24 protein-coding genes and 1 other RNA gene are annotated in these 25,283 nt (G+C 73.5%); 7 read left to right on the top strand and 18 right to left on the bottom strand.

Translation table 11 applies throughout. The features are described 5' to 3' along the window. Positions 1–325: 325 nt before the first annotated feature. From ACSUPT_RS10475 to ACSUPT_RS10490, 4 genes are all read right to left on the bottom strand, one after another. Positions 326–607, bottom strand: a complete 282-nt coding sequence (locus ACSUPT_RS10475; RefSeq protein WP_023588435.1) for an HU family DNA-binding protein — start codon at positions 605–607, stop codon at positions 326–328. A gap of 339 nt (positions 608–946) precedes the next feature. Then, positions 947–2,371 (bottom strand): NAD-dependent malic enzyme, encoded by a 1,425-nt coding sequence (locus ACSUPT_RS10480; protein ID WP_351967618.1) that lies wholly within the window; start codon positions 2,369–2,371, stop codon positions 947–949. A 335-nt stretch (positions 2,372–2,706) separates the two neighbouring features. Further along, on the bottom strand, positions 2,707–4,992 hold the full coding sequence (locus ACSUPT_RS10485; RefSeq protein ID WP_436944114.1) for a HelD family protein: 2,286 nt from the start codon (positions 4,990–4,992) through the stop codon (positions 2,707–2,709). 62 nt (positions 4,993–5,054) lie between these two features. Next, positions 5,055–5,711, bottom strand: coding sequence for a TetR/AcrR family transcriptional regulator (locus ACSUPT_RS10490; RefSeq protein ID WP_436944115.1), 657 nt, complete (start codon positions 5,709–5,711; stop codon positions 5,055–5,057). A gap of 77 nt (positions 5,712–5,788) precedes the next feature. Here ACSUPT_RS10490 and ACSUPT_RS10495 point away from each other — a divergent pair, with 77 nt between their 5' ends. Together ACSUPT_RS10495 and ACSUPT_RS10500 are read left to right on the top strand one after the other, a co-directional pair. Further along, complete coding sequence (locus ACSUPT_RS10495; protein ID WP_361655363.1) at positions 5,789–6,238, top strand: VOC family protein; 450 nt, start codon at positions 5,789–5,791, stop codon at positions 6,236–6,238. A 118-nt stretch (positions 6,239–6,356) separates the two neighbouring features. Next, the gene (locus ACSUPT_RS10500) at positions 6,357–6,764 is read left to right on the top strand and encodes a hypothetical protein (protein WP_436944116.1); all 408 of its coding nucleotides are present in this window, start codon (positions 6,357–6,359) and stop codon (positions 6,762–6,764) included. A 150-nt stretch (positions 6,765–6,914) separates the two neighbouring features. Here the strand turns inward: ACSUPT_RS10500 and ACSUPT_RS10505 are convergent, their stop codons facing one another. From ACSUPT_RS10505 to ACSUPT_RS10530, 6 genes are all read right to left on the bottom strand, one after another. Then, entirely contained in the window at positions 6,915–7,826 is a 912-nt protein-coding gene (locus ACSUPT_RS10505) for a zf-HC2 domain-containing protein (protein ID WP_365727388.1), read from the bottom strand. Continuing rightward, positions 7,823–8,416: a sigma-70 family RNA polymerase sigma factor gene (locus tag ACSUPT_RS10510; RefSeq protein ID WP_351967624.1), complete on the bottom strand. Its 594-nt coding sequence runs from the start codon at positions 8,414–8,416 to the stop codon at positions 7,823–7,825. Before ACSUPT_RS10510 ends, ACSUPT_RS10505 begins: the two co-directional genes overlap by 4 nt. 95 nt (positions 8,417–8,511) lie before the next feature. Then, complete coding sequence (locus ACSUPT_RS10515; protein ID WP_436944117.1) at positions 8,512–9,219, bottom strand: CGNR zinc finger domain-containing protein; 708 nt, start codon at positions 9,217–9,219, stop codon at positions 8,512–8,514. A gap of 96 nt (positions 9,220–9,315) precedes the next feature. Beyond that, complete coding sequence (locus ACSUPT_RS10520) at positions 9,316–10,470, bottom strand: uroporphyrinogen-III synthase (protein WP_361655375.1); 1,155 nt, start codon at positions 10,468–10,470, stop codon at positions 9,316–9,318. A 75-nt stretch (positions 10,471–10,545) separates the two neighbouring features. After that, positions 10,546–11,904 carry a nitrate/nitrite transporter gene (locus tag ACSUPT_RS10525; RefSeq protein WP_351967627.1) on the bottom strand — a complete coding sequence of 453 codons (1,359 nt, stop codon included), beginning with the start codon at positions 11,902–11,904 and terminating at the stop codon, positions 10,546–10,548. A gap of 326 nt (positions 11,905–12,230) precedes the next feature. Continuing rightward, positions 12,231–13,196, bottom strand: coding sequence for a LysR family transcriptional regulator (locus ACSUPT_RS10530; RefSeq protein WP_436944118.1), 966 nt, complete (start codon positions 13,194–13,196; stop codon positions 12,231–12,233). A gap of 116 nt (positions 13,197–13,312) precedes the next feature. Here ACSUPT_RS10530 and ACSUPT_RS10535 point away from each other — a divergent pair, with 116 nt between their 5' ends. The 3 genes from ACSUPT_RS10535 to ACSUPT_RS10545 all read left to right on the top strand — a co-directional run bounded on the left by ACSUPT_RS10535 (position 13,313) and on the right by ACSUPT_RS10545 (position 15,736). Then, positions 13,313–14,713, top strand: a complete 1,401-nt coding sequence (locus ACSUPT_RS10535) for an MFS transporter (protein WP_436944119.1) — start codon at positions 13,313–13,315, stop codon at positions 14,711–14,713. A 10-nt stretch (positions 14,714–14,723) separates the two neighbouring features. Beyond that, the gene (locus tag ACSUPT_RS10540; RefSeq protein ID WP_361655387.1) at positions 14,724–15,206 is read left to right on the top strand and encodes a GNAT family N-acetyltransferase; all 483 of its coding nucleotides are present in this window, start codon (positions 14,724–14,726) and stop codon (positions 15,204–15,206) included. A 98-nt stretch (positions 15,207–15,304) separates the two neighbouring features. Next, complete coding sequence (locus ACSUPT_RS10545) at positions 15,305–15,736, top strand: hypothetical protein (protein WP_361655390.1); 432 nt, start codon at positions 15,305–15,307, stop codon at positions 15,734–15,736. 100 nt (positions 15,737–15,836) lie between these two features. Here the strand turns inward: ACSUPT_RS10545 and ACSUPT_RS10550 are convergent, their stop codons facing one another. Further along, on the bottom strand, positions 15,837–16,526 hold the full coding sequence (locus ACSUPT_RS10550; protein ID WP_436944120.1) for a TetR/AcrR family transcriptional regulator: 690 nt from the start codon (positions 16,524–16,526) through the stop codon (positions 15,837–15,839). 61 nt (positions 16,527–16,587) lie between these two features. On the opposite strand from ACSUPT_RS10550, the gene ACSUPT_RS10555 reads away from it, so the two are divergent. Beyond that, positions 16,588–17,706: an FAD-dependent oxidoreductase gene (locus ACSUPT_RS10555; protein ID WP_399219338.1), complete on the top strand. Its 1,119-nt coding sequence runs from the start codon at positions 16,588–16,590 to the stop codon at positions 17,704–17,706. A 110-nt stretch (positions 17,707–17,816) separates the two neighbouring features. Here the strand turns inward: ACSUPT_RS10555 and ssrA are convergent. From ssrA to ftsE, 5 genes are all read right to left on the bottom strand, one after another. Then, positions 17,817–18,186: a transfer-messenger RNA gene (gene ssrA / locus ACSUPT_RS10560) on the bottom strand. A 149-nt stretch (positions 18,187–18,335) separates the two neighbouring features. Then, positions 18,336–18,815, bottom strand: coding sequence for an SsrA-binding protein SmpB (gene smpB / locus ACSUPT_RS10565; RefSeq protein WP_351967634.1), 480 nt, complete (start codon positions 18,813–18,815; stop codon positions 18,336–18,338). Positions 18,816–18,833: 18 nt separating this feature from the next. After that, positions 18,834–20,060 (bottom strand): S41 family peptidase, encoded by a 1,227-nt coding sequence (locus ACSUPT_RS10570; protein ID WP_436944121.1) that lies wholly within the window; start codon positions 20,058–20,060, stop codon positions 18,834–18,836. A 67-nt stretch (positions 20,061–20,127) separates the two neighbouring features. Next, complete coding sequence (gene ftsX, locus ACSUPT_RS10575; RefSeq protein WP_351967636.1) at positions 20,128–21,045, bottom strand: permease-like cell division protein FtsX; 918 nt, start codon at positions 21,043–21,045, stop codon at positions 20,128–20,130. Between the two features lie 65 nt (positions 21,046–21,110). Further along, the gene (gene ftsE, locus ACSUPT_RS10580) at positions 21,111–21,800 is read right to left on the bottom strand and encodes a cell division ATP-binding protein FtsE (protein ID WP_028964199.1); all 690 of its coding nucleotides are present in this window, start codon (positions 21,798–21,800) and stop codon (positions 21,111–21,113) included. 276 nt (positions 21,801–22,076) lie between these two features. Here ftsE and ACSUPT_RS10585 point away from each other — a divergent pair, with 276 nt between their 5' ends. Next, positions 22,077–22,271, top strand: coding sequence for a hypothetical protein (locus ACSUPT_RS10585; RefSeq protein WP_351967637.1), 195 nt, complete (start codon positions 22,077–22,079; stop codon positions 22,269–22,271). 354 nt (positions 22,272–22,625) lie between these two features. Here the strand turns inward: ACSUPT_RS10585 and ACSUPT_RS10590 are convergent, their stop codons facing one another. Next, a complete protein-coding gene (locus ACSUPT_RS10590; protein ID WP_436944122.1) occupies positions 22,626–23,660 on the bottom strand; it encodes an LPXTG cell wall anchor domain-containing protein in 1,035 nt (344 codons plus the stop codon). A 422-nt stretch (positions 23,661–24,082) separates the two neighbouring features. Beyond that, positions 24,083–25,195: a peptide chain release factor 2 gene (prfB, locus tag ACSUPT_RS10595; RefSeq protein ID WP_351967639.1), complete on the bottom strand. Its 1,113-nt coding sequence runs from the start codon at positions 25,193–25,195 to the stop codon at positions 24,083–24,085. Positions 25,196–25,283: the final 88 nt, after the last annotated feature.

Raw genomic sequence — 25,283 nt, forward strand, 5'->3', positions numbered from 1 at the left:
GGCAAACACTGCATGCAGAAGCTGGTGGAGCTGGGCGCGAAGGTCGAACTCCCGGGCGCCAAAGCGGTCTGAGGCCCGTGGCTCCCGCGACCCCCTGCCGGGGGTCCGGGGGTCGCCCCCGGGCAGGCACGACCACGCCCCGTACGGTGAGCGGCTTCTGACGGAGCGTCACCTTGCGTTCGTAACGACGACGGCCCCCCGCGGTGAGCGGGGGGCCGTCGTCGTACGTGTGCCTCGCGGGGCCCTGGAGCGGGCCGTACGCGGGCCGGAAGAAGGGCGGCCACCCTCTGGGGGTGACCGCCCTCTTCACGGCGCCTGTGGGGGCTTACTTGCCCTTGGCGGCTTCCTTGAGCTTCGAGCCCGCGGAGACCTTCACGCTGTAACCGGCCGGGATGTTGATCGGCTCGCCGGTCTGCGGGTTACGAGCGGTGCGAGCGGCACGGTGGGTGCGCTCGAAGGTCAGGAAGCCGGGGATGGTGACCTTCTCGTCGCCCTTGGCGACGACCTCACCGATGGTCTCGGCGAGCGCGGCCAGCACGGCGTCGGCGTCCTTGCGGGTCACCTCGGCGCGGTCGGCCAGGGCGGCCACCAGCTCACTGCGGTTCATGTTCTTACTCCCGTGTTCTTCTTGCCTGTGAGGCGTGAGATCGAAGCCGATGCTGCCAGGGCCCTAGGACAGTGCTCGGACCCGGGTCTGCTGTCAGACCCTCGCGCCCGAATACGCATCCTGCCCCCACCAGCGGCGGGAAAGCCAATCCGGCACCCTCCGGAGTCACACGAAAAGCGCCACAGCCCCGTCCTGGTGACCCCCGGCCGACCGCGCACCGGTCCGCGCGAAGACGCCCCGGAGTCGGACCGCAACCCTACGGGCGGACGCGGAGGCGCACGGTCCGCGACGCGCCGGGCGCCGCGTGACCGTGCGTGCCGTCACACCTCGCGAGGGGCCTCAGAGCGGCTTGGCGTCCGCCGCCGCGGCCTTCGCGGCGTTGCGTACGGCACCGGCCACGGCGCCCGCGACCTTGTCGTTGAAGACCGACGGGATGATGTAGTTGGCGTTCAGTTCCTCGTCGGTGACGACGTCCGCCAGAGCGGTCGCCGCCGCGAGCATCATGTCCGTGTTGACCGTACGGGACTGGGCGTCCAGCAGGCCGCGGAACACGCCGGGAAAGACGAGGACGTTGTTGATCTGGTTCGGGAAGTCGGACCGCCCGGTGGCGACGACGGCGGCGGTCTGGCGGGCCACGGCCGGGTCGACCTCGGGGTCCGGGTTCGCGAGCGCGAACACGATGGCGTCGTCGGCCATGGCGGCCACGTCGTCGCCGTCCAGGAGGTTCGGGGCGGAGACGCCGATGAAGACGTCCGCGCCCGCGACGGCGTCCTTGAGGGTGCCGGTGACGCCCTCGGGGTTGGTGTTGTCGGCGATCCAGCGCAGCGGGGACTCCGGCGCGGCGTCCACGAGGTCCGCGCGGCCGGCGTGGACGACGCCGTGGATGTCGGCGACGACGGCGTGCTTGACGCCCGCCGCGATGAGCAGCTTCAGGATGGCCGTGCCGGCCGCGCCGGCGCCGGACATGACGACGCGGACGTCGCCGATGGCCTTGCCGACGACGCGCAGGGCGTTGGTGAGGGCGGCGAGGACGACGATGGCGGTGCCGTGCTGGTCGTCGTGGAAGACGGGGATGTCCAGGGCCTCGCGGAGCCGCGCCTCGATCTCGAAGCAGCGGGGGGCGGAGATGTCCTCCAGGTTGATGCCGGCGAAGCCGGGCGCGATGGCCTTGACGATCTCCACGATGGCGTCGGTGTCCTGGGTGTCCAGGCAGATCGGCCAGGCGTCGATGCCCGCGAAGCGCTTGAAGAGGGCCGCCTTGCCCTCCATGACGGGCAGGGCCGCCTTGGGGCCGATGTTGCCGAGGCCGAGCACGGCGGAGCCGTCGGTGACGACGGCGACGGAGTTGCGCTTGATGGTGAGGCGGCGGGCGTCCTCGGGGTTCTCGGCGATCGCCATGCAGACCCGGGCGACGCCCGGGGTGTAGATCATGGAGAGGTCGTCGCGGTTGCGGATGGGGTGCTTGGACGCCATCTCGATCTTGCCGCCGAGGTGCATCAGGAACGTACGGTCGGAGACCTTGCCGAGGACGACGCCCTCGATGCCGCGCAGCTTGCCGACGATCTCGTCGGCGTGGGCGGTCGAGGTGGCCGCGATGGTCACGTCGATCCGCAGCTTCTCGTGGCCGGACGCGGTCACGTCGAGGCCGGTGACGGAGCCCCCGGAGGACTCCACGGCCGTGGTGAGCTGGGAGACCGCGGTTCCGCTCGCGGGCACCTCCAGCCGGACCGTCATCGAGTACGAGACGCTGGGCGCCGTTGCCATGGCCGAGTTCCTCTGCTTTCCCTGGTGTCACTGCCGCCCCGGCACGGCGGCGGCCGTGCGGGGCCTTCCGATGGTCGCACCTACCTGCCGGTAGGGCGTAATACGGTCGTTTTGTTTTCGAAGATTTCGGAAACTGTTTTCCACCATACGAGAGAACGGCGGCAAAAAGAAGCGGGTCCGCGTCATCATCGGATGACGCGGACCCGCCTGTGCGTTCAGTGACACCGACCCGCCATGCTCGCCTCGCGGCAAGTGGTCGCTCGTAGCGACGAAGGTTGGGCCCGGGGGCTTGGATCGAGCCGGTGTCTCCTCCAGGCTAACAAACCCGGCGCGGTTCAGTCGCGCAGCAGATCGGGGACCCCCGCCTCGTCGGGCTCGTCGCGCCGCCCGGCGACGACCGTGAGCTGCTGGGTGGCGCGGGTCAGCGCCACGTACAGCACCCGCAGGCCGGCCGGGGACTCGTCGGCGATCTCGGCCGGCGAGACGACCACCGTCGCGTCGTACTCCAGGCCCTTGGCCTCCAGGCTGCCCAGCGCCACCACGCGGTCGCCCAGGTCCGCGAGCCAGCGGGCCGCCTCCTCGCGGCGGTTCATGGCGACGACCACGCCCACGGTGCCGTCCACCCGGTCCAGGAGGCGCCGCGCCTCGTCCCGTACGACCTCCGCCAGGTCCTCGTCGCCGACGGCGGTGAAGCGGGGCTCGACGCCCGTGGAGCGCACCGCGCGCGGGGACTCGGCGCCCGGCATGGCCAGGGCCAGGACCTTCGCGGCCAGCTCGGCGATCTCGGCCGGGTTGCGGTAGTTCACCGTGAGGGTGAAGCGGCGGCGCGGCCGGGTGCCCAGCGCCTCGTCGCGCGCTTCGGCCGCCTCGTCCGGCACCGACCAGGACGACTGCGCCGGGTCCCCGACGACCGTCCACGTGGCGTGCCGGCCCCGGCGGCCGACCATCCGCCACTGCATGGGCGTGAGGTCCTGCGCCTCGTCCACGATGACGTGCGCGTACTCGGTCCGCTCCCGCTCCAGGCGCTCGGCGCGCTCGCGCTGCGACTCCTCCCGTACGGGCATCAGCTCCTCCAGGCCGGTGAGCTGGTCCAGCGGGTCCAGCTCACGTCTGCGGCGCGGCCGGGCGGGGGCGCCCAGGAGGCTCTGGAGCTCGTCGAGGAGGGCCACGTCGTGCACGGAGTACGCGTCGCGGCGCAGCGAGCGGGCGAGGCGGCGGACCTCGCCGGGGTTGAGGACGCGGCGCGACCAGCGGCCCAGGCGCTTCTCGTCGGCCATCGCGGCGAGCACCGCGCGCGGGGTGAGCTCGGGCCACCAGGCGTCGAGGAACGCGGTGAAGGAGTCCTCGGAGGTGACGTCCTCGTCGAAGGACGAGCGCAGTTCGGCGGCGAGTTCCGGGTCGCTCTGCCGGGCGCCGGCGCCGGTCTTGGCGTACAGGGCGTCCAGGACCAGGCGGCGGGCGCGGGGGCGGAGGAGGTTGACGGGCGCGGTGCCGCCGAGCGCGGCGTGGCGGATGCGCCGCAGCTCCTCGGCCTCCAGCTCGACGCGGCGGCCGAAGGCGACGACCCGCAGCCGGTCGGGCGCGTCGCCGCGCTCCAGGGCGCCGCGGGCGGCCTTGCGCAGGACCTTCAGCATGCGGGAGGAGCCCTTGACGCGGGCGACCGCCGGGTCGTCGTACGCGGTGGCCTCCACGCCGTCGACCAGGCTGCCGACCGCGCGGATGGCGACCTGGCCCTCCTCGCCCAGCGAGGGCAGGACACCCTCGGTGTAGGCGACGAGCAGCGGGGTCGGCGAGACGATGAGGATGCCCCCGGCGTACCGGCGCCGGTCCTGGTACAGCAGGTAGGCGGCGCGGTGCAGGGCGACGGCGGTCTTGCCGGTGCCGGGGCCGCCCTCCACGTAGGTGACGGACGCGGCGGGCGCGCGGATGACCATGTCCTGCTCGGCCTGGATGGACGAGACGATGTCGCGCATCGTGTGGCCGCGGGCCCGGCCGAGCGCGGCCATGAGGGCGCCGTCGCCGATGACGGGCAGCTCGGCGCCGTCGAGGGTGGCGGTCAGTTCGGGGCGCATCAGGTCGTCCTCGACGCCCAGGACGCGGCGGCCCTTGGAGCGGATGACGCGGCGCCGCACGACCCGGCCCGGATCGACGGGGGTCGCGCGGTAGAACGGGGCGGCGGCGGGGGCGCGCCAGTCGATGACGAGGGGGCTGTAGTCGGCGTCGAGCACGCCGATGCGGCCGATGTGGAGCGTCTCGCCGATCTCGGCGGTGTTGTCGGGCCGCACGGCGTCGTCGGCGGGCTCGACGGAGGTGTACGCGCCGTCGGGGCCCTTCTTGCCGTCCTTGCCGTACAGCAGGTCGATGCGGCCGAACAGGAAGTCCTCGAACTCGCTGTTGAGCCGGTTCAGGTGGACGCCGGCGCGGAAGACCTGGGCGTCCCGCTCGGCGAGCGCGCCGGGCGTGCCGACCTGGCCGCGCCGGGCGGCGTCCTGCATGAGGAACTCCGCCTCGTGGATCTTCTCCTCGAGACGGCGGTACACCTGGTCCAGGTGGTCCTGCTCGACCGCGACCTCACGGTCCCGGATCGTGTCGACCACACGATCGGCTTCCTGCGCGGCCACCGGGGCCCCCTTCTGACGTGCACTGGGCAGCCGTCGAGGGTACGCCACGTTCCGGGTCCGTGTCAGTCCGGCCGGCCCCGCGGAGCGGGCTGATCCGGTCGGGCCGGTCCGGAGGACGGGGCCTGGGCGCGCAGGCCCGCCAGGAGCCGGTCGAGCGCCTGCCCGGCGGCCCGCGGGTCGCCGCCCCGCGCGATCCAGAGCGCGGCCTCGTTCATCGCGCCCGACAGCAGCCGGGCCAGCGGCTCCACCGGCTGGTCGGCGATGATCCCGGCCGCGGTGAGCGCCGTGAGGGCCTCCGCGAGGTGCCGGGCGGAGGACTCCTCGTCCATGGTCCGCCACTCGTCCCAGCCGAGCACGGTCGGCGCGTCGACCAGCAGGATCCGGCGCACCGCCGGGTCGGTTCCGGCGGCGAGGAAGGCCCGGCAGCCGGCCCTGAGCTGCTCCCAGGGGTCCTCGTGGCGTCCCGCCGCGGCCGCGACCCGCTCGCCGAGCTCCCGCTGCACCTCGCCGACGACGGCCCGGAAGAGCCCGGCCTTGCTGTCGAAGTGGTGGTACGCGGCCCCCTTGGTGACCCCGGCCGCCCGCGCCACCTCGGCCAGCACCACGTGGTGGTACCCGTCCGCGGCGAACCGCCGTCGGCCCTCGGCCAGCAGCGCCCGCCGCGTGGCCGCCCGCTGCTCCGCCCGGCTCACCGCCATCGAGCACACCGCCCTTCCCATTTCACATACCGAGGGTATGCTAACGCCACAATTCACATACCCCGGGTATGTGAAACCGGAGACGGAGGACCCCTGCCATGACGAACGCGCCCACGACCACGCCCCCGAGCCCGCTCGGCGGCTTCTATCCGGTGCTCGCCAGCCGGGACGTGGCGGCCGCACGCGACTTCTACACGCGCCACCTCGGGTTCGAGGTGACCTTCGAGGCCGACTGGTACGTCAGCCTGCGCCGCCCCGACGCCCCGCAGTACGAGCTGGCCCTCCTCGACCACGCCCACCCGACCGTCCCCGAAGGCCACCGGACCGCGCTCCAGGGGGGCCTGCTGCTGAACTTCGAGGTGGACGACGTCGACGCCGAGCACCGGCGGCTCGTGGCCGGGGCCGGCCTGCCGGAGGTACTGCCGCCGCGCACGGAGGAGTTCGGGCAGCGCCACTTCATCGTCGCCGCCCCGGACGGCGTGCTGATCGACGTCATCACCGTCGTCCCGCCCACCGAGGAGTACGCCGCCCACTACACCGGCGCCTGACCCCCGCCCCGCGCCCCGGGACGGCCCGCGACAGGGCGCCGCCCTCCGGCCGAGGGCAACTCCCCTCCCCCGGGCGGCTCATAGACTGGGCGGCCCGAGATGAGAGGAATGAACACGTATGCGTCCCGCGCGCTTTGCCGACTTCGTCGTCGACATCGTGAAGAACGACCCGACCGCGAGCCGTGTCCAGACCCTCGCGGAGGCGGGCGACACCACGCACCCGTGCGGTGTCGTCATCACGGTCGGGTCCACGCAGACGCGGTGGCAGTTCGTGGGGCAGCTCCCCGAGGGCGCCAAGCACGACACGTTCACCGACGAACCGGTCACCGGGGCCCCCGTCCCGGCCGGCGCCGCCCCGCAGGCCGGCGACGACCCCGAGGCGTGGTTCGCCGCCGCACTCGCCCATGCCGAGTGCCCCGAGATCGCCGCGATCGAGCGGTGGTCCACCCGGCAGAACCCGAGCAGCCAGAAGGGCGTGACCGTCACGTTCCACAACGGCGCCCGCGTCTTCGCCCGGGCGTTCTGAGGGCGGCCCGGACCGTCTGACAGGCCGCCCGGAGCCTCCGGAGCGTCCGGGGGGGCGGCACGGGCATTCCGAGGGGCGGCCCGGACCGTCCGGGGGCCGCCCGGACCTTCCGGGGGGCGGCCCGCGGTCGCCCCTCCGCCGCGCGCCCCGCTACGCGTCGACGCGGACCAGTTGGCGGCCGTCGAAGGTGCGGACGTCGAAGTGGGCGATGTCCGAGCGGGGCATGGCCGTGCCGCCGTGGACGTACAGGGGCTTGCGGGCCGTCTCGTTCGGGCTGTCCTCGATGCCGTAGCCCCACTTCGGGACCGACCAGGACGTGACGACCTCCTCCTCGCCCGTCTTCGACACCGCGACCAGGCGGCACTTGAGGGGGCCCGTCACGTTCTTGAGCTCCAGCATCGTGTCCGTCCCCCAGGCCTTCGGCTCCATGGCGACCGTCGCGCTGACCCCCGTCCCCGCGTCCGTCGCCGTCGCCTTCTCCTTCAGGCCCGTGAAGACGTCCTCCGCCGTGACCCGGCTCGTCGTCGGCGCGTCCGCGGACAGCGCGCTCACGGCCAGCGCCGGGCCGCCGATGACCAGCACGGCGACGGCCGCGACCAGGTAGCGGGCGCGGCGGTGGCGGCGGGCGCGGTGGACGGAGACCTCGTCGACCAGGCGGTTCAGCAGGGGCGGGCCCTGCGCCGTGGCCGGGGCGGGGGGCGGCGGGGGCGGCGCCGCGGCGACCGGGCGGCCGGCCGGGCCGGGGGTCTCCGCGAGCATCGCCAGCATCGGTTCCATGCCCGCCAGTTCGTCCATGCGCGCCGCGCACACCGCGCAGCCGGCGAGGTGGGTCTCGAAGGCGGTGGCGTCGGCGTCGTCGAGCACTCCCAGCACGTACGCGCCGACGGCGTCGTGCACGGAACCCTCGGCGAACTCCTCGCCCGCGTCGTGGCCGAAGCCGGGACCGGGGCCCGAGCCGGAGCCGGAGCCGAAGCCGCCGCCCCCGGCGCCGAAGCCCCCGCCGAAGCCGGGACCGAGGCCGGAGCCGCCGCCGAAGCCGCCGCCGTCTCGTCGCGTCGTCATGCCGATACCCCCCTCTCCTCCAGAGCCAGTTTCATGGAACGCAGCGCGTAGAACACCCGGGACCGCACGGTCCCGCTCGGTATCCCCAGGGTCTTGGCGGCCTCGTTGACCGTACGCCCCTTGAAGTACGTCTCGATGAGGACTTCCCGGTGGGCCGGGGTCAAATCGTCGAGAGCATCCGACAACGTCATCAGCCACAGCGCCTTGTCGATCTCGTCCTCCGCGGGCATGACCTCCAGCGGCGACGGATCGACCTCCTGCGGCCGGGCCTGCCGGCTGCGGTGGCCGTCGATGACGATGCGCCGGGCGACCGTCACCAGCCAGGGTCGGACAGAACCGGTGGCCCGATTGAGCTGACCGGCGTTCTTCCAGGCACGGATGAGCGTCTCCTGTACGACGTCCTCGGCACGCTGGCGGTCGCCGGCGACGAGGCGCAGTACGTAGGCGAGCAGCGGTCCGGCGTGCTCACGGTAGAGGGACCGCATCAACTCCTCGTCCGGAGCGGGATGGTTGACGTGCGACGACTCCGCGCGGTGCCGGGCCCGACGCGTCCCCCGACGGTCATCGGCCACGGCGGCATCCTTGCGCACCCGAACCTCCCTGGTCGAGACCCTGTCCGACTCCTTGCCCCCTTCACTACGGAGGCGGGAGGCGGACGTCTCAACGCGGCCGGGAACTTTTTCCGTCAGCCGTCGCGGGAGCGTCCGGTACGGGCCCGGTGGCGGGCCACGCGGTCGCGGTTCCCGCAGGTGGCGCTGGAGCACCAACGGCGGCGCGCGCCGCGGGAGGTGTCGAGGTACACGCGGCGGCAGTGGTCGCCCTCGCACGCGCGCAGCCGCGCCCGCGCGGCCGGGTCGGTCAGCAGGTCGACGGCGTCGCGCGCGAGCGCGGCGAGGAGCGCGGCGCAGGCCGGTGGCGCGTCCAGGGCGCGTACGAGCCGCCCGCCGGGCCCCGGCACGGCCCTGGGCGCGGGGGGCGCCGCGGCGGCCGCGAGGGCGTTGACCCGGGCGAGCGCGGGGGCGGGGTGCGGGGCGGGGTGCGGTTGCTCCGCCGGTGCCGCGTCCGCCGGGGGGCCGGGGGTGCCGGTGGCCGCCGGCGGGACCGCCGCCGCCGTCGGACCCGCCGCCGTCGGACCCGCCGCCGTCGGACCCGCCGCCGCCGTCGGGCCCGTCGCAGGCCGCGTCGCCAGTTCCGCCCGTACGAGCGCGTCGACGTCGTCCCGCAGCGACGCGAAACGTTCCACCCACCCGGCGTCCACCGCGTCCAGCGGTGTCCCCTCCGGGACGAGGCCGCAGTCGACCAGCCAGCGCGCGAGCGCCTCCGGGCGGTCCGGCTCCGCGGCCAGCAGCGCCAGGCACCGCCGCCCGGCGTCGAACCGCCGCCCGTCCTCCATGCCCGGTCACCCCCTGGGGCCGCCTCCGCCCCAGCGTGCCCCGGCAGGCCGCTCGCCGGAACCCCACCGGCAGGCCATCCGAAGCCCCCGTACCCCCTACCCCTCGCCCGAGGGCTCCCCCGGCGGTTCCGCGGTCGGGTCCAGGGCGAGGCGGTAGCCGCGCTTGACCACCGTCTGGATCAGTTTCGGGGCGCCCAGGGCCGTGCGGAGGCGGGCCATCGCGGTCTCCACGGCGTGCTCGTCGCGGCCCGCTCCGGGCAGGGCGCGCAGCAGGTCGGCGCGGGACACCACCCAGCCGGGGCGCCGCGCCAGGGTGTGGAGCAGCGACATCCCGGCCGGCGGCACGGGCCGCAGCTCGCCGTCCACCAGCACCGCGTGGCCCCGGATCTCGATGCGCCGCCCCGCCACCGGCAGGGTCCGGGCCCGCGCGGGCAGTTCCCGGCACAGGGTCTGGACGAGCGGGCCCAGCCGGAACCGCTCCGGCTGGACGGTGGCCACCCCGTGGCTCTGCAGCGGCACGGCGGTGACCGGGCCCACGCAGGCGGGCAGCACGTCGTGGCGCAGCGCGTCCAGCAGTTCGGCGCGCAGCCCCCGGTGCTCGGCGCGGGCGAGCAGCGACGCGGCGGCCGGCGCGCTGGTGAACGTCACCGCGTCCAGGGTGCGGGCGACCGTCGCGTCCAGCAGCCGGTCCAGCGCGGCCGGGTCCTCGGGCGGCATCCACCGGTAGACGGGGACGACGACCACATCGGCGCCCGCGTCCCGCAGCGCCTCGACGAAGCCGGGCAGCGGCTCCCCGTGCAGCTGGAGGGCGATGCGCAGCCCGTCCACTCCCTGCTCCAGGAGCCGGTCGAGCACCTCGGCCATGGAGTCGGAGGCGGGCGACCACTCCTCGGTGAGCCCGGCCGCCCGTACCGCGCCCTTCACCTTCGGGCCCCGGGCGAGCACCCGCACCCGCCGCAGGCAGGCGATCAGCGCCTCCCCGTACCCCCAGCCGTCGGCGGCCTCCAGCCAGCCGCGGAAGCCGATCGCGGTCGTGGCGACGACGATGTCCGGGGCGGAGCCGACGAGCCGTCTGGTGGCGTCGAGGAGTTCCGCGTCGTCGGCGAGCGGCACGATCCGCAGCGCCGGGGCGTGCAGCACCGCCGCCCCCCGGCGCTGCAGCAGCGCACCCAGTTCGTCCGCGCGGCGGGCCGCGGTGACGCCGACCGTGAAGCCCGCGAGGGGGCCGTTCTCCTGCTGCTGCTCGTGCATGACGTCCGAGGGTGGCAAGGGCGCGTGACGGTCCGGGTTCGCGGACGTTTCCCCGCCGTTACGGAGCATGCGCGCTCACACCTCGGAGTAGCTGAGCTGCCGCTGCGCCGGGGCGTCGGGAGCGGTCGCCGTACCGGTCGCGGCCGGACGCCGAAGGTATACCGCCCAGGTCACGGCGATGCACGCCGCGTAGAAGACGAGGAAGGCGACGAAGGCGTACGTACCGGAGCCGGCGTTCTGGAAGGACTGGCGGAACGCCAGGTTGATGCCGAGCCCGCCGACCGCGCCGATCGCCCCGATCAGCCCCATGGCGGCGCCGGACAGGCGGCGGCCGTACGCGTCGGCCTCCTCGCCACCGAGCCCGGAGGCGTACGCCTTCGCCTTGAAGATGGCCGGGATCATCTTGAACGCCGAGCCGTTGCCGAGGCCGCTGAGGACGAAGAGGGAGGTGAATCCGACGAGGAACACCGCCAGGGACTCGGTGACGGAGGCGTAGACGACGACACCGGTCGCGGCGGCCATCGCGGCGAACGTGCCGAGGGTGATCCGGGCGCCGCCGTACCGGTCGGCGAGCGAGCCGCCGACGGGCCGGATCAGCGAGCCGAGGAGCGGGCCGATGAAGGTCAGCGAGGCGGCCTGGAGCGGGGTCCGGCCGAACTGGGTCTGCAGGACCAGCCCGAAGGCGAAGCTGTAGCCGATGAACGACCCGAACGTGCCGATGTACAGGAACGCCATGATCCAGGTGTGCCCGTCCCGCACGGCCTCCCTGACGGCGCCCGTGTCGTTCCTGACGGGCGCCAGGTTGTCCATGAACAGGGCGGCGCACACGGCGGCGGCCACGATCAGCGGGATGTAGACGCCCAGCACGATCCGGGGGTGCGCGGCGCCGGCGGTGCCGATGACCGCGAGGCCGGCGAGCTGTACGACGGGTACGCCGATGTTGCCGCCGCCCGCGTTGAGGCCGAGCGCCCAGCCCTTGCGGTGCAGCGGGAAGAAGGCGTTGATGTTGGTCATGGAGGAGGCGAAGTTGCCGCCTCCGACGCCGGTGAGCGCGGCGACGAGGACGAACGTCGTGTACGACGTGCCGGGCTCCATCACCGCGTACGCCGCGCCGGTCGGCAGCAGGAGCAGCAGGGCGCTGAACACCGTCCAGTTGCGGCCGCCGAACCGGGCCACGGCGAAGGTGTACGGCACGCGGATGGCGGCGCCGACGAGCGTGGCGACGGCGATCAGGAAGAACTTCCCGGCGGGGTCGACGCCGTACTCCGGGCCCATGAAGAGGACCATCACGGACCACAGCGTCCAGATGGAGAAGCCGATGTGCTCGGAGATCACGGAGAAGAGGAGGTTCCGGTTGGCGATCCGCTCCCCTTTCGCCTTCCAGAACGCCTCGTCCTCGGGGTCCCACTCCTCGATCCACCGTCCGCCGCCCATCGCGCGCCACCTCCGCCGTGTCGATCCCTGGTCGCTGGTCCCCGGTGCGTGAACCGGTCACCGCCGACGCTAGGGAGGGCGCGTTTCGGTCCGGTCATCTGAGGTGACCGGCCGGAAACCTTGCTCTCACCCGGCGGCGGGGGGCGGTGTGAGCACCCGGCGGGGGCGGCGGGCCGCGGACGCCCGGACCCTGGCGGGCGGACCCGGGCGGGCGGGGTCGCCGGACGGGGGGCCGCGGGCGCGCCGGGAGCGGCGGTGCAGCCGTCAGGGCCGATCGGTGGGCCGCGGACGCCCGGACCCGGGCGGGCGGACCCGGGCGGGCGGGGTCAGGCGGTCCGCATGAGTGCCGCGTCCAGTTCCGGCAGCCAGGCCCCGTCCGGTACGGACAGCCACCCCTCCTCGGCGGCGAGCCGCGCGGCGGCGGTGCGCAGCGCGTCCAGGCCCGGATGCTTCAGCCCCTTGCGCCACACCAGCGCCACCGGTGACAGGGGTACGGGTCCGACGAGCGGCCTCAGGACCGTGTCCGGCATGGGCGGGAAGTCGACCACGGCGAGCACCGGCGTACGCCCCTTGGCCATGACGCGGCGGAACTCCTCGACGCCCACCGCGAGCGGCGCGGGCGGCGCGACCCGGATGCCGTGCTCGGCGAAGAGCAGCGCGGCCAGGTCGGTCCACTCGCGGGTGCGCGGGTTGCCCGCCCCGGCGTACAGGGCCTGCCCGGCGAGCGCGGCGAGCTCCACCTCGTCCCGGTCGGCCAGCGGGTGGTCGTCGGGGAGGATGACGGCCATCGGCTCGTACCGCACGGGCTGCCAGGCGAGGCGGTCGCGGACCGCCGGGTCCAGTCCGGCGACCCGGCCGAACGACGCGTCGAGGCGCCCTGCGAGGATCTCGGCGGCGGCGCCGGTCAGCCCGCTCTCGAAGCGGGCCATCAGCTCGCAGTCGGGCGCGAGCGCGCGGGCCAGGTCGAGGACGCGGCCGCCGCTCATGTCGGGTGTGTTCAGGTCGACGAGGAGCGGGCGGGGCCCGGCGCCGGCGAAGGCGGTGGCCAGATCGTCGTACGCGGCGAGGACGGCCTGCGCGTACGGGCGGAGCCGCTCGCCGTCGGCGGTGAGGGCGACCTGCCGGGTGGTGCGGACGAACAGTTCGGTGCCGAGCTGCCGCTCCAGGCGCCGGATGTCGCGGCTGAGGGCCTGCTGGGCGACGTAGAGGCGGGCGGCGGCGCGGGTGAAGTGGAGCTCGTCGGCGACGGCGGCGAAGGCGCGCAGGAGCCGGGGTTCGATGTCGGGGACCACGCCCGGAATTTACAACAGGGGCGCGTGAATGCGCTCCGAACAGGTGTTGGACCGGGGCGGGGGCGGGCGGTGAGGGTGGTGGCATGCCCCCGCACCCGACGAAACCGGAGTCCGTCATGCCCGCTGCCGCCCCCGGCGCCCGCGCGGAGCCCGGAGCGGCGCCCGCGCCCGTGCCCGCGGAGCCGCTCGCGGCCGCCACCGGGCCCGAGCCGGCCCCCGAGACCCCCGAGCCGGGCCCCCTCGCACCCGAGCCGGGCGCCGCCGCCCCGGAGGCGGGCCCAGCAGCCCCGGAGTCGGGTGGCGGGCCCGCGTCCGGGACCGGCCGCCGCCCCGGCAACGCCTACCTCCGCCTCTTCGCCGCGCCCGGCACGCGGGCGTTCACCGCGGGGAACCTCATCGCCCGCGTCCCGATGGGCATGTTCACCGTCAGCGCGGTCATCATGATCGCCGGCTCGCGCGGTTCGTACGCCCTGGCCGGCGCCGTCACCGCGACGGGGCTGGCCGCGACGGCGGTCGTGGCGCCGTTCACCGCGCGGCTGATCGACCGGTACGGGCAGGCGCGGGTCGCCGTACCGGCCACGGTCCTCGCCGTCCTGGGTTCGCTGGCGCTGGTGCTGTGCGTCCGCCACGGCGCGCCGGACTGGACGCTGTTCGCCGCGTACGCCGCCACCGCGACGACCCCGAACATCGGCGGCATGTCCCGCGCCCGCTGGGCCCATCTGTACCGGGCCGATCCGCGCGCGGTGCACACGGCGAACGCCTTCGAGCAGGCCGTGGACGAGCTGTGCTTCATGACCGGCCCGGTGCTGGCGGCGTTCCTGTGCGCCGCGCTGTTCCCGGAGGCGGGCACGCTCGTCGGGGCCGTGCTGCTGCTGGTGGGGATGGTGCTGTTCACGGCGCAGCGCTCGACGGAGCCGCCGGTCGCCCCGCGCACGGCGGGGCAGCGGTCGCGGTCGCCGCTCCGTACGCCGGGGATGCCCGCGCTGCTGGCGGTGTTCCTGGCGACGGGGGCGATCTTCGGGTCGATGGAGATCGTGACGCTGGCGTATGTGGACGGGCCGGAGGCGGGACCGGTGATGGCGCTGCAGGCGTTCGGCTCGTTCCTGGCGGGCCTGGTGTACGGGGCGGCGCGGCCGGCGCGGGACGTGCGGCGGCGGCTGCTGGTGTGCCTGGCGGCGATGACCGCCCTGATGTCGCTGCCGCTGCTGGCGGCGTCCGCGACGGGTTCGCTGCTCGCCCTGGCGGGGGCGCTGCTGCTGGCGGGGATGGCGACGGCGCCGACGATGGTGACGGGCATGTCGCTGGTGCAGCGGCTGACGCCGGCGGCGCAGCTGAACGAGGGCATGACGCTGGCGGTGACGGCGCTGCTGGGCGGGATCTCGGCGGGCGCCGCGGCGGGCGGGTGGCTGGTGGAGCGGGCGGGCGCGGACACGGCGTACGTCCTGCCGGTGGCGGCGGGCGCCGCGGCGCTGGCCCTGGCGGCGGCCGGGGTACGGGTGCGGCGGGCCCTGCCGTAGGCTCCGGGCCATGGTGAGGGTGGAGCGACTGCGGGCCGACCACGCGCCCGCGCTACTGGAGTTCGAGCGGGAGAACCGGGCCTACTTCGCCCGGTCGATACCCGACCGGGGCGACGCCTACTTCGCGGAGTTCGCGGAGCGGCACCGGAGCCTGCTGGAGGAGCAGGAGGCGGGGCTGCGCCACTTCCACGTCGTCCTGGACGAGGCGGGCACGCTGATCGGCCGGGTCAACCTGGTGTGCGTGGAGGCGGAACCGCCGGAGCTGGGCTACCGGATCGCGGAGCGGGCGGCCGGGCGGGGCGTGGCGACGGCGGCGGTCGCGGAGGTGTGCCGCCTGGCGTCGGAGGCGTACGGGCTGCGCGAGTTGAGCGCGGTCACGACGGTGGACAACCTGGCGTCCCGCGCGGTGCTGGAGCGCAACGGCTTCGCGCGCGTGGGCGAACTGGTCCTGACGGGCCGCCCGGGGCTGCGCTACCACCGCGCCCTGGGCTGACCCCCGCCGTAGGAGGACGGGGAGCACCCGATACGCTGCGGCGCCCCGTCCCCGGGCGCGGGCGCCGCACACCGTCCCCCTTCCCCAGTGGAGCCCCCATGGCCATCAAGAAGGCGACCATCCAGCAGCAGGTCGCCGCCGCCCTCGCCGAGGCCAACCCGGCCGACCGGCCGCTCGTCATGATCCAGGCCGTGGCGGGCCCGAGCGTGTGGCTGATGAGCATGCTGGGCCTGATCGGCCAGCTGTTCCTGACGTACTACTTCATCACCGTGACCGAGCAGGCGGTCGTCATCCACAAGGCGGACCGGATGACCAACCGCCCGAAGGAGATCGCGTACGCGCTGGCCCCCGCGCAGGTGGCGGGCGCGATCGGCGACATACGCCGCAACACGGTGTGGAGCTCCTTCCGCTTCCAGCTGCCGGGCCAGGCCCAGCCCACCCGGATGAACGTCCACCGCCAGTGGCGCGCCGAGATGGACCACCTCCTGACCCTTCTGACGGGCACCAACCCGGCCCCGCCGGCCCACTGACGGCGCAGCAGGGGCGCCACGCCCCCACGGCGTCACGCCGTCACGGCGGCGGACGTCACGGCGACGGGCCCACGGCGTCACGCCGTCACGGCGGCGGACGTCACGGCTGCGGGGCGAGCCTGGCCGCCACCGCGTCGAGGACCCACTCCAGGCCGGTCGCGAAGGAGGTCTCGGCGTCCACGTCCGTGCCGTCGTGCACGGCTCTGGCCAGTGCCGGAAAGCGTCCGGTGGCCAGCATCCTCGTGACGTGCGGGCCGGAGGCACGCTGCCAGTCGCGCTCCGACAGGCCCGTGTCCCGCTCGGCCCGCAGGTGGGCGATCTCGCGTCTGATCGCCCCCGTGACGTAGGCGCCGACGGTCTCCACGGCGCGCAGGACGGTGTCGACGTCGGTGAGACCGTCCAGCGCCGCGAGCGTGGCCTCGGTCACGGCGAGCCCGTTGGGGCCGAGACCCGGCCGGGCGCCGAGCAGGTCGGCCAGCCACTCGTGGCGCAGCGCGGCCTGCCTGGTGCGGTGGGCGAGGACGCGCAGCGCCTCCCGCCAGTCGGCGGGCCGCTCCGCGGGAAGGATCTCGGCCTGGACCTCGTCCACCATGAGGTCGAACAGCTCCTGCTTGGTGGCGATGTAGCCGTAAAGCCGCATCGGGCCGGCGTTCAGCCGGGCGGCGACCTTGCGTACCGACACGGCCTCCAGCCCGCCCTCGTCGGCCAGCGCGACGGCGGCGGCGACAATCCGCTCACGGTCGAGCGGCACGGGGTGGGGAGGCGGCTCCGGCCGGTCCCAGACTGTCATGGTCACACCGTTTCTCTCGTCCCTTGCGATACATCGTAAGGGCGAAATACAGTGTATCGACATGAGACACCGTATCGCCGTGGTCGGAAGCGGCCCCGCCGGCCTCACCTTCGCCCGTGTGCTGCACCGCCACGGCCACCCCGTCACCGTGCTCGAACGCGACCCGGCGCCCGACGCGCGTCCATCGGGCGGCACGCTGGACCTGCACGAAGGGCTGGGGCAGCTCGCCCTGGACAAGGCGGGGGTGCTGGCCGGCTTCCGGGCGCTGTCCCGGCCCGAGGGGCAGGCGATGCGCATCCTGGACCCGGACGGGACCGTCCTGCGCGACTGGCGGCCCGGCCCGGACGACCGGGCCAACCCCGAGATCGACCGCGGGCAGCTCCGCGACCTGCTGCTCGACGGACTCGACGTCCAGTGGGGACGGGCCGTGACACGGGTGGTGCCGGGAGGGCGGGACGGCGTACTGGTCCGCCTCGCGGACGGGCGCCGGGAGACGTTCGACCTCGTGGTCGGCGCGGACGGCGCCTGGTCGCGGGTCCGCCCCGCGGTCTCCCCGGTGACGCCGCACTACACCGGGGTCACCCTGGTCGAGAGCTCACTCGACGACGTCGACACCCGCCACCCCGACCTCGCCCGGCTGGTCGGCGACGGCTCCGTGGCCGTGTACGGCGTGAACCGCGCGCTCGTCGCCCAGCGCTGCAGCGGCGGCCACGTCAAGGTGTACGCCCAGTTCCGCGCGCCGCTCGACCGGCACGCGGACCTGGACCGGGCCGGCGACGAGGCCGTACGGGCGCGCCTGCCGGCCCTGTTCGAGGGCTGGGCCGCCCCCGTCCTGGACCTCCTTCGCCGAAGCGCCCGTTTCGTCCGCCGCCCCCTTCACGTCCTGCCCGTGCCGCACACCTGGGCGCACGTCCCCGGAGTGACGCTCCTGGGCGACGCCGCCCATCTGATGCCGCCGCTGGGGGCGGGCGCGAACCTCGCGATGCTCGAAGGCGCCGAGCTCGCCGAGGCGGTCGCCACCTGCCCCGGCGACCCGGACGAGGCCGTCCGCGCCTTCGAGGAGCGGATGTGGGAACGGGCCGGCAGGTGGGGGCGGATCACCGCGGACGGGCTGGAGCGCCTGGTGAGCGCCGACCCCGCCGAAGCGCTCGCCCTCTTCGACGAGGTCCAGCCCTCCTGACCGTCCCCGCCACGCTCCGGCGGCGGGGCGGACAGGCGTCACCGCGCCCGTGCCCGGGCACGACGAAGGCCCGGCTGCCTTGGGGCAGCCGGGCCTTCGCTCACATGGGAAAGTGGAGATGGCGGGAATCGAACCCGCGTCCAACGGTGCAGAACCAGGGCTTCTCCGTGTGCAGTCCGCTTCGCTTTTCTCGGCCCCGGAGATCACGCGGACAAGTCTCCGACGGGCTCAGTCACTGTGTGATTTCCCTCTACGCCCCGTGACCGGGCCTAGAGGTTTAGTTCCCTAGCTGATGCCAGGATCCGGGTCGGGAACAGCCCCGGGCTGACACTTCGCGAGTCGCTACTCAGGCAGCGAGGGCGAAGGAATCGCGCTTGGTGTTGGCGATTATTTTTTTCGGCCTGTGGTTTACGAGATCATGGCCGCTTCCTCGACACGCTTCCCCTGCTTCGACAACCGCTGTCGAAACCGATCATCCCCATGTTGATTTTTCAAGCCCCCTGAGGGGCGCCGCCCCTGCCGTGAGGGGCAGGTGCCATCGTACGGGATCAACGCCGGACCGTGCCAGCGTATTTCCGCCGAGGTGTGAGCTGGGCCACTTCATGGTGACCCGTGCCCGCGGTGGGCGGTCAGGCGCGCTGCCTGCGGCGGATCGCCGACATCGTCCGCTCGGCCTCGCGGCGGTCCTGCTTCTCGCGCAGCGTCTGCCGCTTGTCGTACTCCTTCTTGCCCCTCGCGAGGGCGATCTCGACCTTGGCACGGCCGTCCTTGAAGTACAGCGAGAGCGGCACGATCGTGTGACCCGTCTCCCCCGACTTCGACTCCAGCTTGTCGATCTCCGCGCGGTGCAGGAGCAGCTTCCGCTTGCGCCGGGCCGAGTGGTTGGTCCACGTGCCCTGGCTGTACTCCGGTACGTGGACGTTGTGCAGCCACGCCTCGTGCCCGTCGATCTGCACGAAGCCGTCCACCAGCGAGGCCCGCCCCTGGCGCAGCGACTTCACCTCGGTGCCGGTCAGGACGAGACCGCACTCGTAGGTGTCCATGATGTGGTAGTCGTGCCGCGCCTTCTTGTTCTGCGCGATCAGCTTGCGCCCTTTTTCCTTAGCCATAGTGCGGCCATTTTCGCACTACGTGCCCGCCCCGAGGCCACTCAATACCGTACGGGCCCGCTCCTCCGCCCCCGTCGGCGCCGGCACGTCCGGGGCGATGCCCCGCCCGTCGACCCGCGCGCCCGCCGGGGTCCGGTAGTGCCCCACGGTCAGCTCGGCCACCGAACCGTCGGGGAGGCTGCTGGGCATCTGCACCGAGCCCTTCCCGAAGGTCCGCGTCCCCACCGTCACGGCGCGCCCCCGGTCCTTCAGCGCCCCGGTCAGCAGCTCGGCCGCGCTCATCGTGCCGCCGTCGATCAGGGCGACGACCGGCCTGCCGGTGTCGCCGCCGGGCTCGGCGTACAGCGCCTTCTCCTCGCCGTGCACGTCGTAGGTGGCGACCAGCCCGCCGTCGAGGAACGCGGACGCCGCGTCGACCGCCTCGGTGACCAGGCCGCCGCCGTTGCCCCGCAGGTCCAGCAGCACCCCCGCCCCCTCGGGCGCCCGGTCCACGGCCTCACGCACCCGCTCGCCGCTGCCGCGCGTGAAGGCGCTCACCCGGATCAGCACCGCGTCGCCGACCCGCCGCACGGTCACCGCCTCGGTGGCGAGCCGGGCACGCCGCAGGGTGACCGTCCACGCACGCGTGCCCCGCCGCACCCCGAGGGCGACGGTGGAGCCGGCCGCCGCGCGCGCCGCCGCCCCGCCCGTACCGTCGCCGCGCAGCAGGGCGACCACCTCGGCGGCGGTACGCCCCCGCACGGGGCGGCCGTCGATCGCGGCGATCCGGTCGCCGGTGCGCAGTCCCGCCCGGTCGGCGGGGCCGCCCGGCTGCACCCGCGCCACCTCGACGTGCCCGTCGGCGGTGCGGCGCGCGCCGAGCCCGACGCCCGTGTACGAGCCGTCGAGGGCGCGCTGGAGGTCCTCGTACTCGCTCTTGTCGTAGACGGCGCCCCACCGGTCACCGCTGCGGCTGACGACCTCCTCGGCGGCCTGCGCGACCGACTTGCCGTCCGCGGCGGCCTCGGCCGCGGCCCGTGCCACCTCGTCGCGGACCGCCTCGTCCCCCGCGGCGGCGTCGTCGGAACGGGCGGGCACGGCCGACGGCGCGCCCCTGGCGGCCCGCGACGTGTCGTCCCCGCCGTCGTGCGGAAGGGAGTTGGTGGCGGCGGCCGCCGCGAGGACGGTCGCGAACAGCACGGTCAGTACGGCCCCGCGCCCGGTGTGGCGGGGCCGGAGCGAGGACTCTGGACCCGGCAGCGACATGCCGCCCACTCTAGGACAAGCAGAAGGCGCCGTACGGGCGTTGCCCGCACGGCGCCAGGGGCGCTTGTCACACCTTCAGATACTTGCGCAGCGCGACGGCGGCGGCCAGCGACGGCATCAGCAGGCCGATGACCAGGACCAGCGGCAGTACGGAGAACACCGCGTCCCAGCCGATGAACTGCACCAACGGCATCTGCTCCGCCAGCGAGAGGCCCTCGTCGATCAGGAAGTACCGCCCGATCAGCAGCAGTCCGCACGCGACCAGTCCGCCCAGCAGTCCGGCGAACGCGGCCTCCATGATGAACGGCATCTGGATGTAGAAGCTGGACGCGCCGACGAGCCGCATGATCCCGGTCTCGCGGCGGCGGCTGAACGCCGACACGCGCACCGTGTTGACGATCAGCATCAGCGCGATCAGCAGCATCAGCCCCATGACGACGAGCGCCGCGACGTTCATGCCGCGCATCATGTTGAACAGGTTCTCCAGGATGCCGCGCTGGTCCTGCACCGAGTGGACGCCGGAGCGGCCCGAGAAGGCCGTGGCGACCACCTCGTACTTCTCCGGGTCCTTCAGCTTCACCCGGAACGACTCCTGCATCTGGTCCGGGGTGATGACGCTGGCGATGGCGGTGTCGCCGTACTGCTCCCGGTAGTGCTTGTACGCCTCCTCCGCCGTCTCGTGGTGCACGGTCTGCACGATGTCGAGCTTCTTGAGGTCCGCCTCGATCTGCTCCTTCTGCTGGGCGGTCACGGCGCCCTTGGAGCAGGTCTCCGCCGTCTCCGCGTCGTTCTTGTTGCAGAGGTAGATGGTGACGTTGACCTTGTCGTACCAGAAGTCCTTCATCGCGTTGACCTGCTGGCCCATCAGGACCGCGCCGCCGAACAGGGCGAGTGACAGGGCCACCGAGACGATGACGGCGAAGGTCATCGTGAGATTGCGACGGAGGCCGACACCGATCTCCGAGAGTACGAACTGGGCGCGCATCGCGTGCGTAGAGCCTTTCCTTGCCGTGACTGAAGCCTGCTGCTACCGCCGCCGTCCGCGGACGGTCAGTGCTGGTAGCCGTAGACGCCGCGGGCCTGGTCGCGGACGAGCCGGCCCTTCTCCAGTTCGATGACGCGCTTGCGCATCTGGTCGACGATGTTCTGGTCGTGCGTCGCCATGACGACGGTGGTCCCCGTGCGGTTGATCTTGTCGAGGAGCTTCATGATGCCCACCGACGTCTGCGGGTCGAGGTTGCCGGTCGGCTCGTCCGCGATCAGCAGCATCGGCCGGTTGACGAACGCGCGGGCGATGGCCACGCGCTGCTGCTCACCGCCGGACAGCTCGCCCGGCATCCGGTCCTCCTTGCCGGCGAGGCCGACCAGGCCCAGGACCTGGGGGACGGACTTGCGGATCTCGCCGCGCGACTTGCCGATGACCTCCTGCGCGAAGGCCACGTTCTGCGCGACCGTCTTGTTCGGCAGCAGCCGGAAGTCCTGGAACACCGTGCCCAGCTGGCGGCGCATGTGCGGCACCTTCCAGTTGGACAGCCGGGCGAGGTCCTTGCCGAGGACGTGCACCGTTCCCGTGCTGGCGCGCTCCTCGCGCAGCAGCAGCCGCAGGAAGGTGGACTTCCCGGAGCCGGATGACCCCACCAGGAAGACGAACTCGCCCTTCTCGATCTCCAGGGAGACGTCCCTGAGCGCGGGCTGGTTCTGCTTCGGGTAGGACTTGGAGACGTTGTCGAATCGGATCACGGGTGCACCCACGGTCGGCCGGGAGGAGTAGGTGAGCGTGACCATACGCGAACCGGGATGCCCCGTGCAGGCACCGTCCGGACTTGCCCGGATTGCCCGATCTCAGGGGCTGTGGTAGAGGGCTGTGACCGGGGGGAATCCGGTGGGGCGCGCCTAAAATCGTCGGACCTGGCACAGTGGAAGGGGAACGGACGCGTTTCCCGCAGCGTTGTGCGGAGAGAACCCGGTGGACAGTCCGCGGTCCGGCGGCTCCGCCGCGCGGGAGGAGGAGAGCGCATGACCTATGACCGATTGGTGTGCGCCAACTGCGCCGCGCCCGTGAGCCAGGGCCGCTGCCCGGTGTGCCGTGCCAACCGCGCGCGTATGCAGCAGAGCCCCTGGGGCAATCTGAGCCCGTTCGCGCTGCTGACGCTGTTCCTGCTGCTCGTGGCGACGGCGGCCGCGCTGGTCGCGGCCCACCAGCCCGCGTAGCCCCCCCGGGGGGCCGTCGGCTGCGGGCCGGTCGCCGGCGTGGCTGGGGTTGGCTCCTGGGTCCGGTGCGGGGCTTCTCGTACGGCCCTTCGGTACGGCTTGATGGGCGGCTCCGCGTGTACGGCTCGGTGGGCAGGCCCGCACGTACGGCTCCGAGGGCAGGTCCGCACGTACGGCTTCGGGTACGGCTCTTCCCGTACGGCTTCTGCGGCTTCTGCGGCTCTTCCCGTACGGCTTCGGGTGCGGCCGTCCCGTACCGCTTCTCCCGTGCGACTTCGTGTGAAAGGGCCCGGACACCGTGGGTCACGGTGTCCGGGCCCTTCCGTGTGCCCGGTGGTCCGGGCACGGGCGCTCTTAGGCGACGGTACGGCCGCCGACCAGGCGCGGCAGCATGCGGAAGCCGATGCCGCCGGCGATCATCGTGGCCGCGCCGATGAGGAGGAACGAGGTCTCGGCGGCGCCGGTCTCCGCCAGCTCCTCCTTGGCCTCGCCCTGCTGGACCGGCTGCGAGCCGACGTTGTTGGTGCCCGGGTTGTTGTCGGCGCACTCGGCACCGTCGACGGTCACCTCGCAGGTGCCGACGTTGCCGCCGGTCGAGCTGGAACCGCCGGTGGACGCGGCGTCGTCGCCACCGCCGTTGGTGCCGGTGGTGCCGGTGGTGTTGGTGCCGCCGTTGGAGGAGGAACCGCCGCCCGTGGTGGACGCGCCACCGCTGGAGGAGGAGTCGCCACCGGTCGTGGACGCACCGCCCGTGGAGGAGGAGCCGCCACCGGTCGTGGACGCACCGCCGCTCGTGGAGGCGCCGCCGGTGGAGGACGAGCCGCCGCCCGTGGTGGACGCGCCACCGCTGGAGGAGGAGCCGCCACCGGTCGTGGACGCACCGCCCGTGGAGGTCGAGCCGCCACCGGTCGTGGACGCGCCGCCGCTCGTGGAGGCGTCGCCGCCGGTGGAGGACGCACCGCCACCGCTGGTGGACGCGTCGCCACCGGTCGTGGAGGCACCGCCGCCGCTGGTGGAGGCGTCGCCGCCGGTGGTGGACGCACCGCCGCCGCTGGTGGAGGCGTCGCCACCGGTCGTGGACGCACCGCCACCGATGGACACGCCGCCGCTGATGGACGCGCCACCGCTGGTGGACGAGTCGCCGCCCGTCGTGGACGCGTCGCCACCGCTGGTGGACGCGTCGCCACCCGTGGTGGACGTGCCACCGCTGGAGGAGGTACCGCCGCTGCTGTCACCGCAGGCGGGGTTGATCGGGGGGCATTCCTCGGTGGAGAAGCCGAGCTCGATGCCCGCCGCCTGAGCGGCCCCAGCCGCGGTCAGGGAGGCGCCCGCGGCGATCACCGCACCAGCGGCTATCCGCGCGACCCTGACCCGCATCTTCTTGGTCATAAAGCTGCTACCCCCAGTAGCTGTTCTCGTCAGTGGAGCAGCGCACCGGGGCCAGGACAGGAGGGCCTTGAGACGTCACTGGACGAGCCCCCGTTCACACGCGCCCCAGATTCGCGCATGCCGCGCCCCAGACTTTCGGCTTTTCAAAGGGCCGTCAAGGACGTTACGCCGCACTACGGTTGAGAGGTCCGCCTTTGCCCGCTATGCGGGCATGCATCTGTGACGTAAACGCGAAATCCGCTGGTGGGAAAGGCGATTACCTTGTCGACAAAGCCACCGCTGTTCGGTGTCCGGCCGGAAATCGCGCGGGGCGCGGCGCCTTGGGACAGGGGGCGTTCCCGCCGCCACCGCCTCGCGGCGGCAACGCGGCGGCGCCGCACTCCCCGAGGGAGTGCGGCGCCGGTCGTGCGGAACGGAGCGGTCTACTTCTCCTGCTCCTGCTGCTTGCGCCAGCGGATGCCCGCCTCCAGGAAGGCGTCGATCTCGCCGTCCAGGACCGCCTGCGGGTTGCCGACCTCGTACTCGGTGCGGAGGTCCTTCACCATCTGGTACGGGTGCAGGACGTACGAGCGCATCTGGTTGCCCCAGGAGCTGCCGCCGTCGCCCTTCAGCGCGTCCATCTTGGCGCGCTCCTCCTGGCGCTGGCGCTCCAGCAGCCGGGCCTGGAGGACGCGCATCGCGGACGCCTTGTTCTGGATCTGCGACTTCTCGTTCTGGCAGGACACGACCACGCCGGTCGGGATGTGCGTGATGCGGACCGCGGAGTCCGTCGTGTTGACGGACTGGCCACCGGGGCCGGAGGACCGGTACACGTCGATGCGGAGCTCGTTCTCCGGGATCTCGATGTGGTCGGTCTGCTCCACGACGGGCAGGACCTCGACACCGGCGAACGACGTCTGGCGGCGGCCCTGGTTGTCGAACGGGGAGATGCGGACCAGGCGGTGCGTGCCCTGCTCGACGGAGAGCGTGCCGTAGGCGTACGGCGCGTGGACGACGAACGTGGTCGACTTGATGCCGGCCTCTTCGGCGTACGACGTCTCGTAGATCTCGGTCTTGTAGTCGTGCCGCTCGGCCCAGCGCAGGTACATCCGCTGGAGGCGCTCCGCGAAGTCGGAGGCGTCGACACCGCCCGCCTCGGCGCGGATCGTCACGAGGGCCTCGCGCTCGTCGTACTCGCCGGACAGGAGGGTGCGGACCTCCATCTCGTCCAGCGCCTTGCGGACGGCGGCGAGCTCCGCCTCCGCCTCCGCCAGCGTGTCCGGGTCGTCCTCGGCCTCGGCGAGCTCGAACAGCACCGCGAGGTCGTCGATCCGGCCGCGCAGGGTCTCCGCCTTGCGGACCTCGGCCTGGAGGTGCGAAAGCCGGCTGGTGATCTTCTGTGCCGCCTCGGGGTCGTCCCACAGGGACGGCGCGGCCGCCTGCTCCTCGAGCACGGCGATGTCTGCCCTCATCTTGTCGAGGTCGAGGACCGCCTCGATGGACCCCATGGTCGAGGTGAGGGACTTCAGCTCTTCGGATACGTCGACGACTGCCACGGGTCCAGCGTAACGGCTGGCTCGGACAGTCCCCTCCCCCGAGGGGCCGGCCGACCGCCGGCGCGGGCCGGCGCGGGACCGTTCCCCC

The sequence above is a fragment of the Streptomyces sp. SudanB25_2051 genome, assembly GCF_964272635.1.
Lineage (GTDB): Bacteria > Actinomycetota > Actinomycetes > Streptomycetales > Streptomycetaceae > Streptomyces.

Coding starts and splice junctions, on each gene's coding strand:
- ACSUPT_RS10590 (WP_436944122.1), bottom strand. CDS start 23,660: ATGACCAAGAAGATGCGGGTCAGGGTCGCGCGGATAGCCGCTGGTGCG.
- ACSUPT_RS10585 (WP_351967637.1), top strand. CDS start 22,077: ATGACCTATGACCGATTGGTGTGCGCCAACTGCGCCGCGCCCGTGAGC.
- ACSUPT_RS10500 (WP_436944116.1), top strand. CDS start 6,357: ATGCGTCCCGCGCGCTTTGCCGACTTCGTCGTCGACATCGTGAAGAAC.
- ACSUPT_RS10545 (WP_361655390.1), top strand. CDS start 15,305: ATGGCCATCAAGAAGGCGACCATCCAGCAGCAGGTCGCCGCCGCCCTC.
- ACSUPT_RS10490 (WP_436944115.1), bottom strand. CDS start 5,711: ATGGGAAGGGCGGTGTGCTCGATGGCGGTGAGCCGGGCGGAGCAGCGG.
- ftsX (WP_351967636.1), bottom strand. CDS start 21,045: ATGCGCGCCCAGTTCGTACTCTCGGAGATCGGTGTCGGCCTCCGTCGC.
- ACSUPT_RS10525 (WP_351967627.1), bottom strand. CDS start 11,904: ATGGGCGGCGGACGGTGGATCGAGGAGTGGGACCCCGAGGACGAGGCG.
- ACSUPT_RS10535 (WP_436944119.1), top strand. CDS start 13,313: ATGCCCGCTGCCGCCCCCGGCGCCCGCGCGGAGCCCGGAGCGGCGCCC.
- ACSUPT_RS10555 (WP_399219338.1), top strand. CDS start 16,588: ATGAGACACCGTATCGCCGTGGTCGGAAGCGGCCCCGCCGGCCTCACC.
- ACSUPT_RS10570 (WP_436944121.1), bottom strand. CDS start 20,060: ATGTCGCTGCCGGGTCCAGAGTCCTCGCTCCGGCCCCGCCACACCGGG.
- smpB (WP_351967634.1), bottom strand. CDS start 18,815: ATGGCTAAGGAAAAAGGGCGCAAGCTGATCGCGCAGAACAAGAAGGCG.
- ACSUPT_RS10480 (WP_351967618.1), bottom strand. CDS start 2,371: ATGGCAACGGCGCCCAGCGTCTCGTACTCGATGACGGTCCGGCTGGAG.
- ACSUPT_RS10505 (WP_365727388.1), bottom strand. CDS start 7,826: ATGACGACGCGACGAGACGGCGGCGGCTTCGGCGGCGGCTCCGGCCTC.
- ACSUPT_RS10495 (WP_361655363.1), top strand. CDS start 5,789: ATGACGAACGCGCCCACGACCACGCCCCCGAGCCCGCTCGGCGGCTTC.
- ACSUPT_RS10540 (WP_361655387.1), top strand. CDS start 14,724: ATGGTGAGGGTGGAGCGACTGCGGGCCGACCACGCGCCCGCGCTACTG.
- ACSUPT_RS10520 (WP_361655375.1), bottom strand. CDS start 10,470: ATGCACGAGCAGCAGCAGGAGAACGGCCCCCTCGCGGGCTTCACGGTC.
- ACSUPT_RS10515 (WP_436944117.1), bottom strand. CDS start 9,219: ATGGAGGACGGGCGGCGGTTCGACGCCGGGCGGCGGTGCCTGGCGCTG.
- ACSUPT_RS10550 (WP_436944120.1), bottom strand. CDS start 16,526: ATGACAGTCTGGGACCGGCCGGAGCCGCCTCCCCACCCCGTGCCGCTC.
- ACSUPT_RS10475 (WP_023588435.1), bottom strand. CDS start 607: ATGAACCGCAGTGAGCTGGTGGCCGCCCTGGCCGACCGCGCCGAGGTG.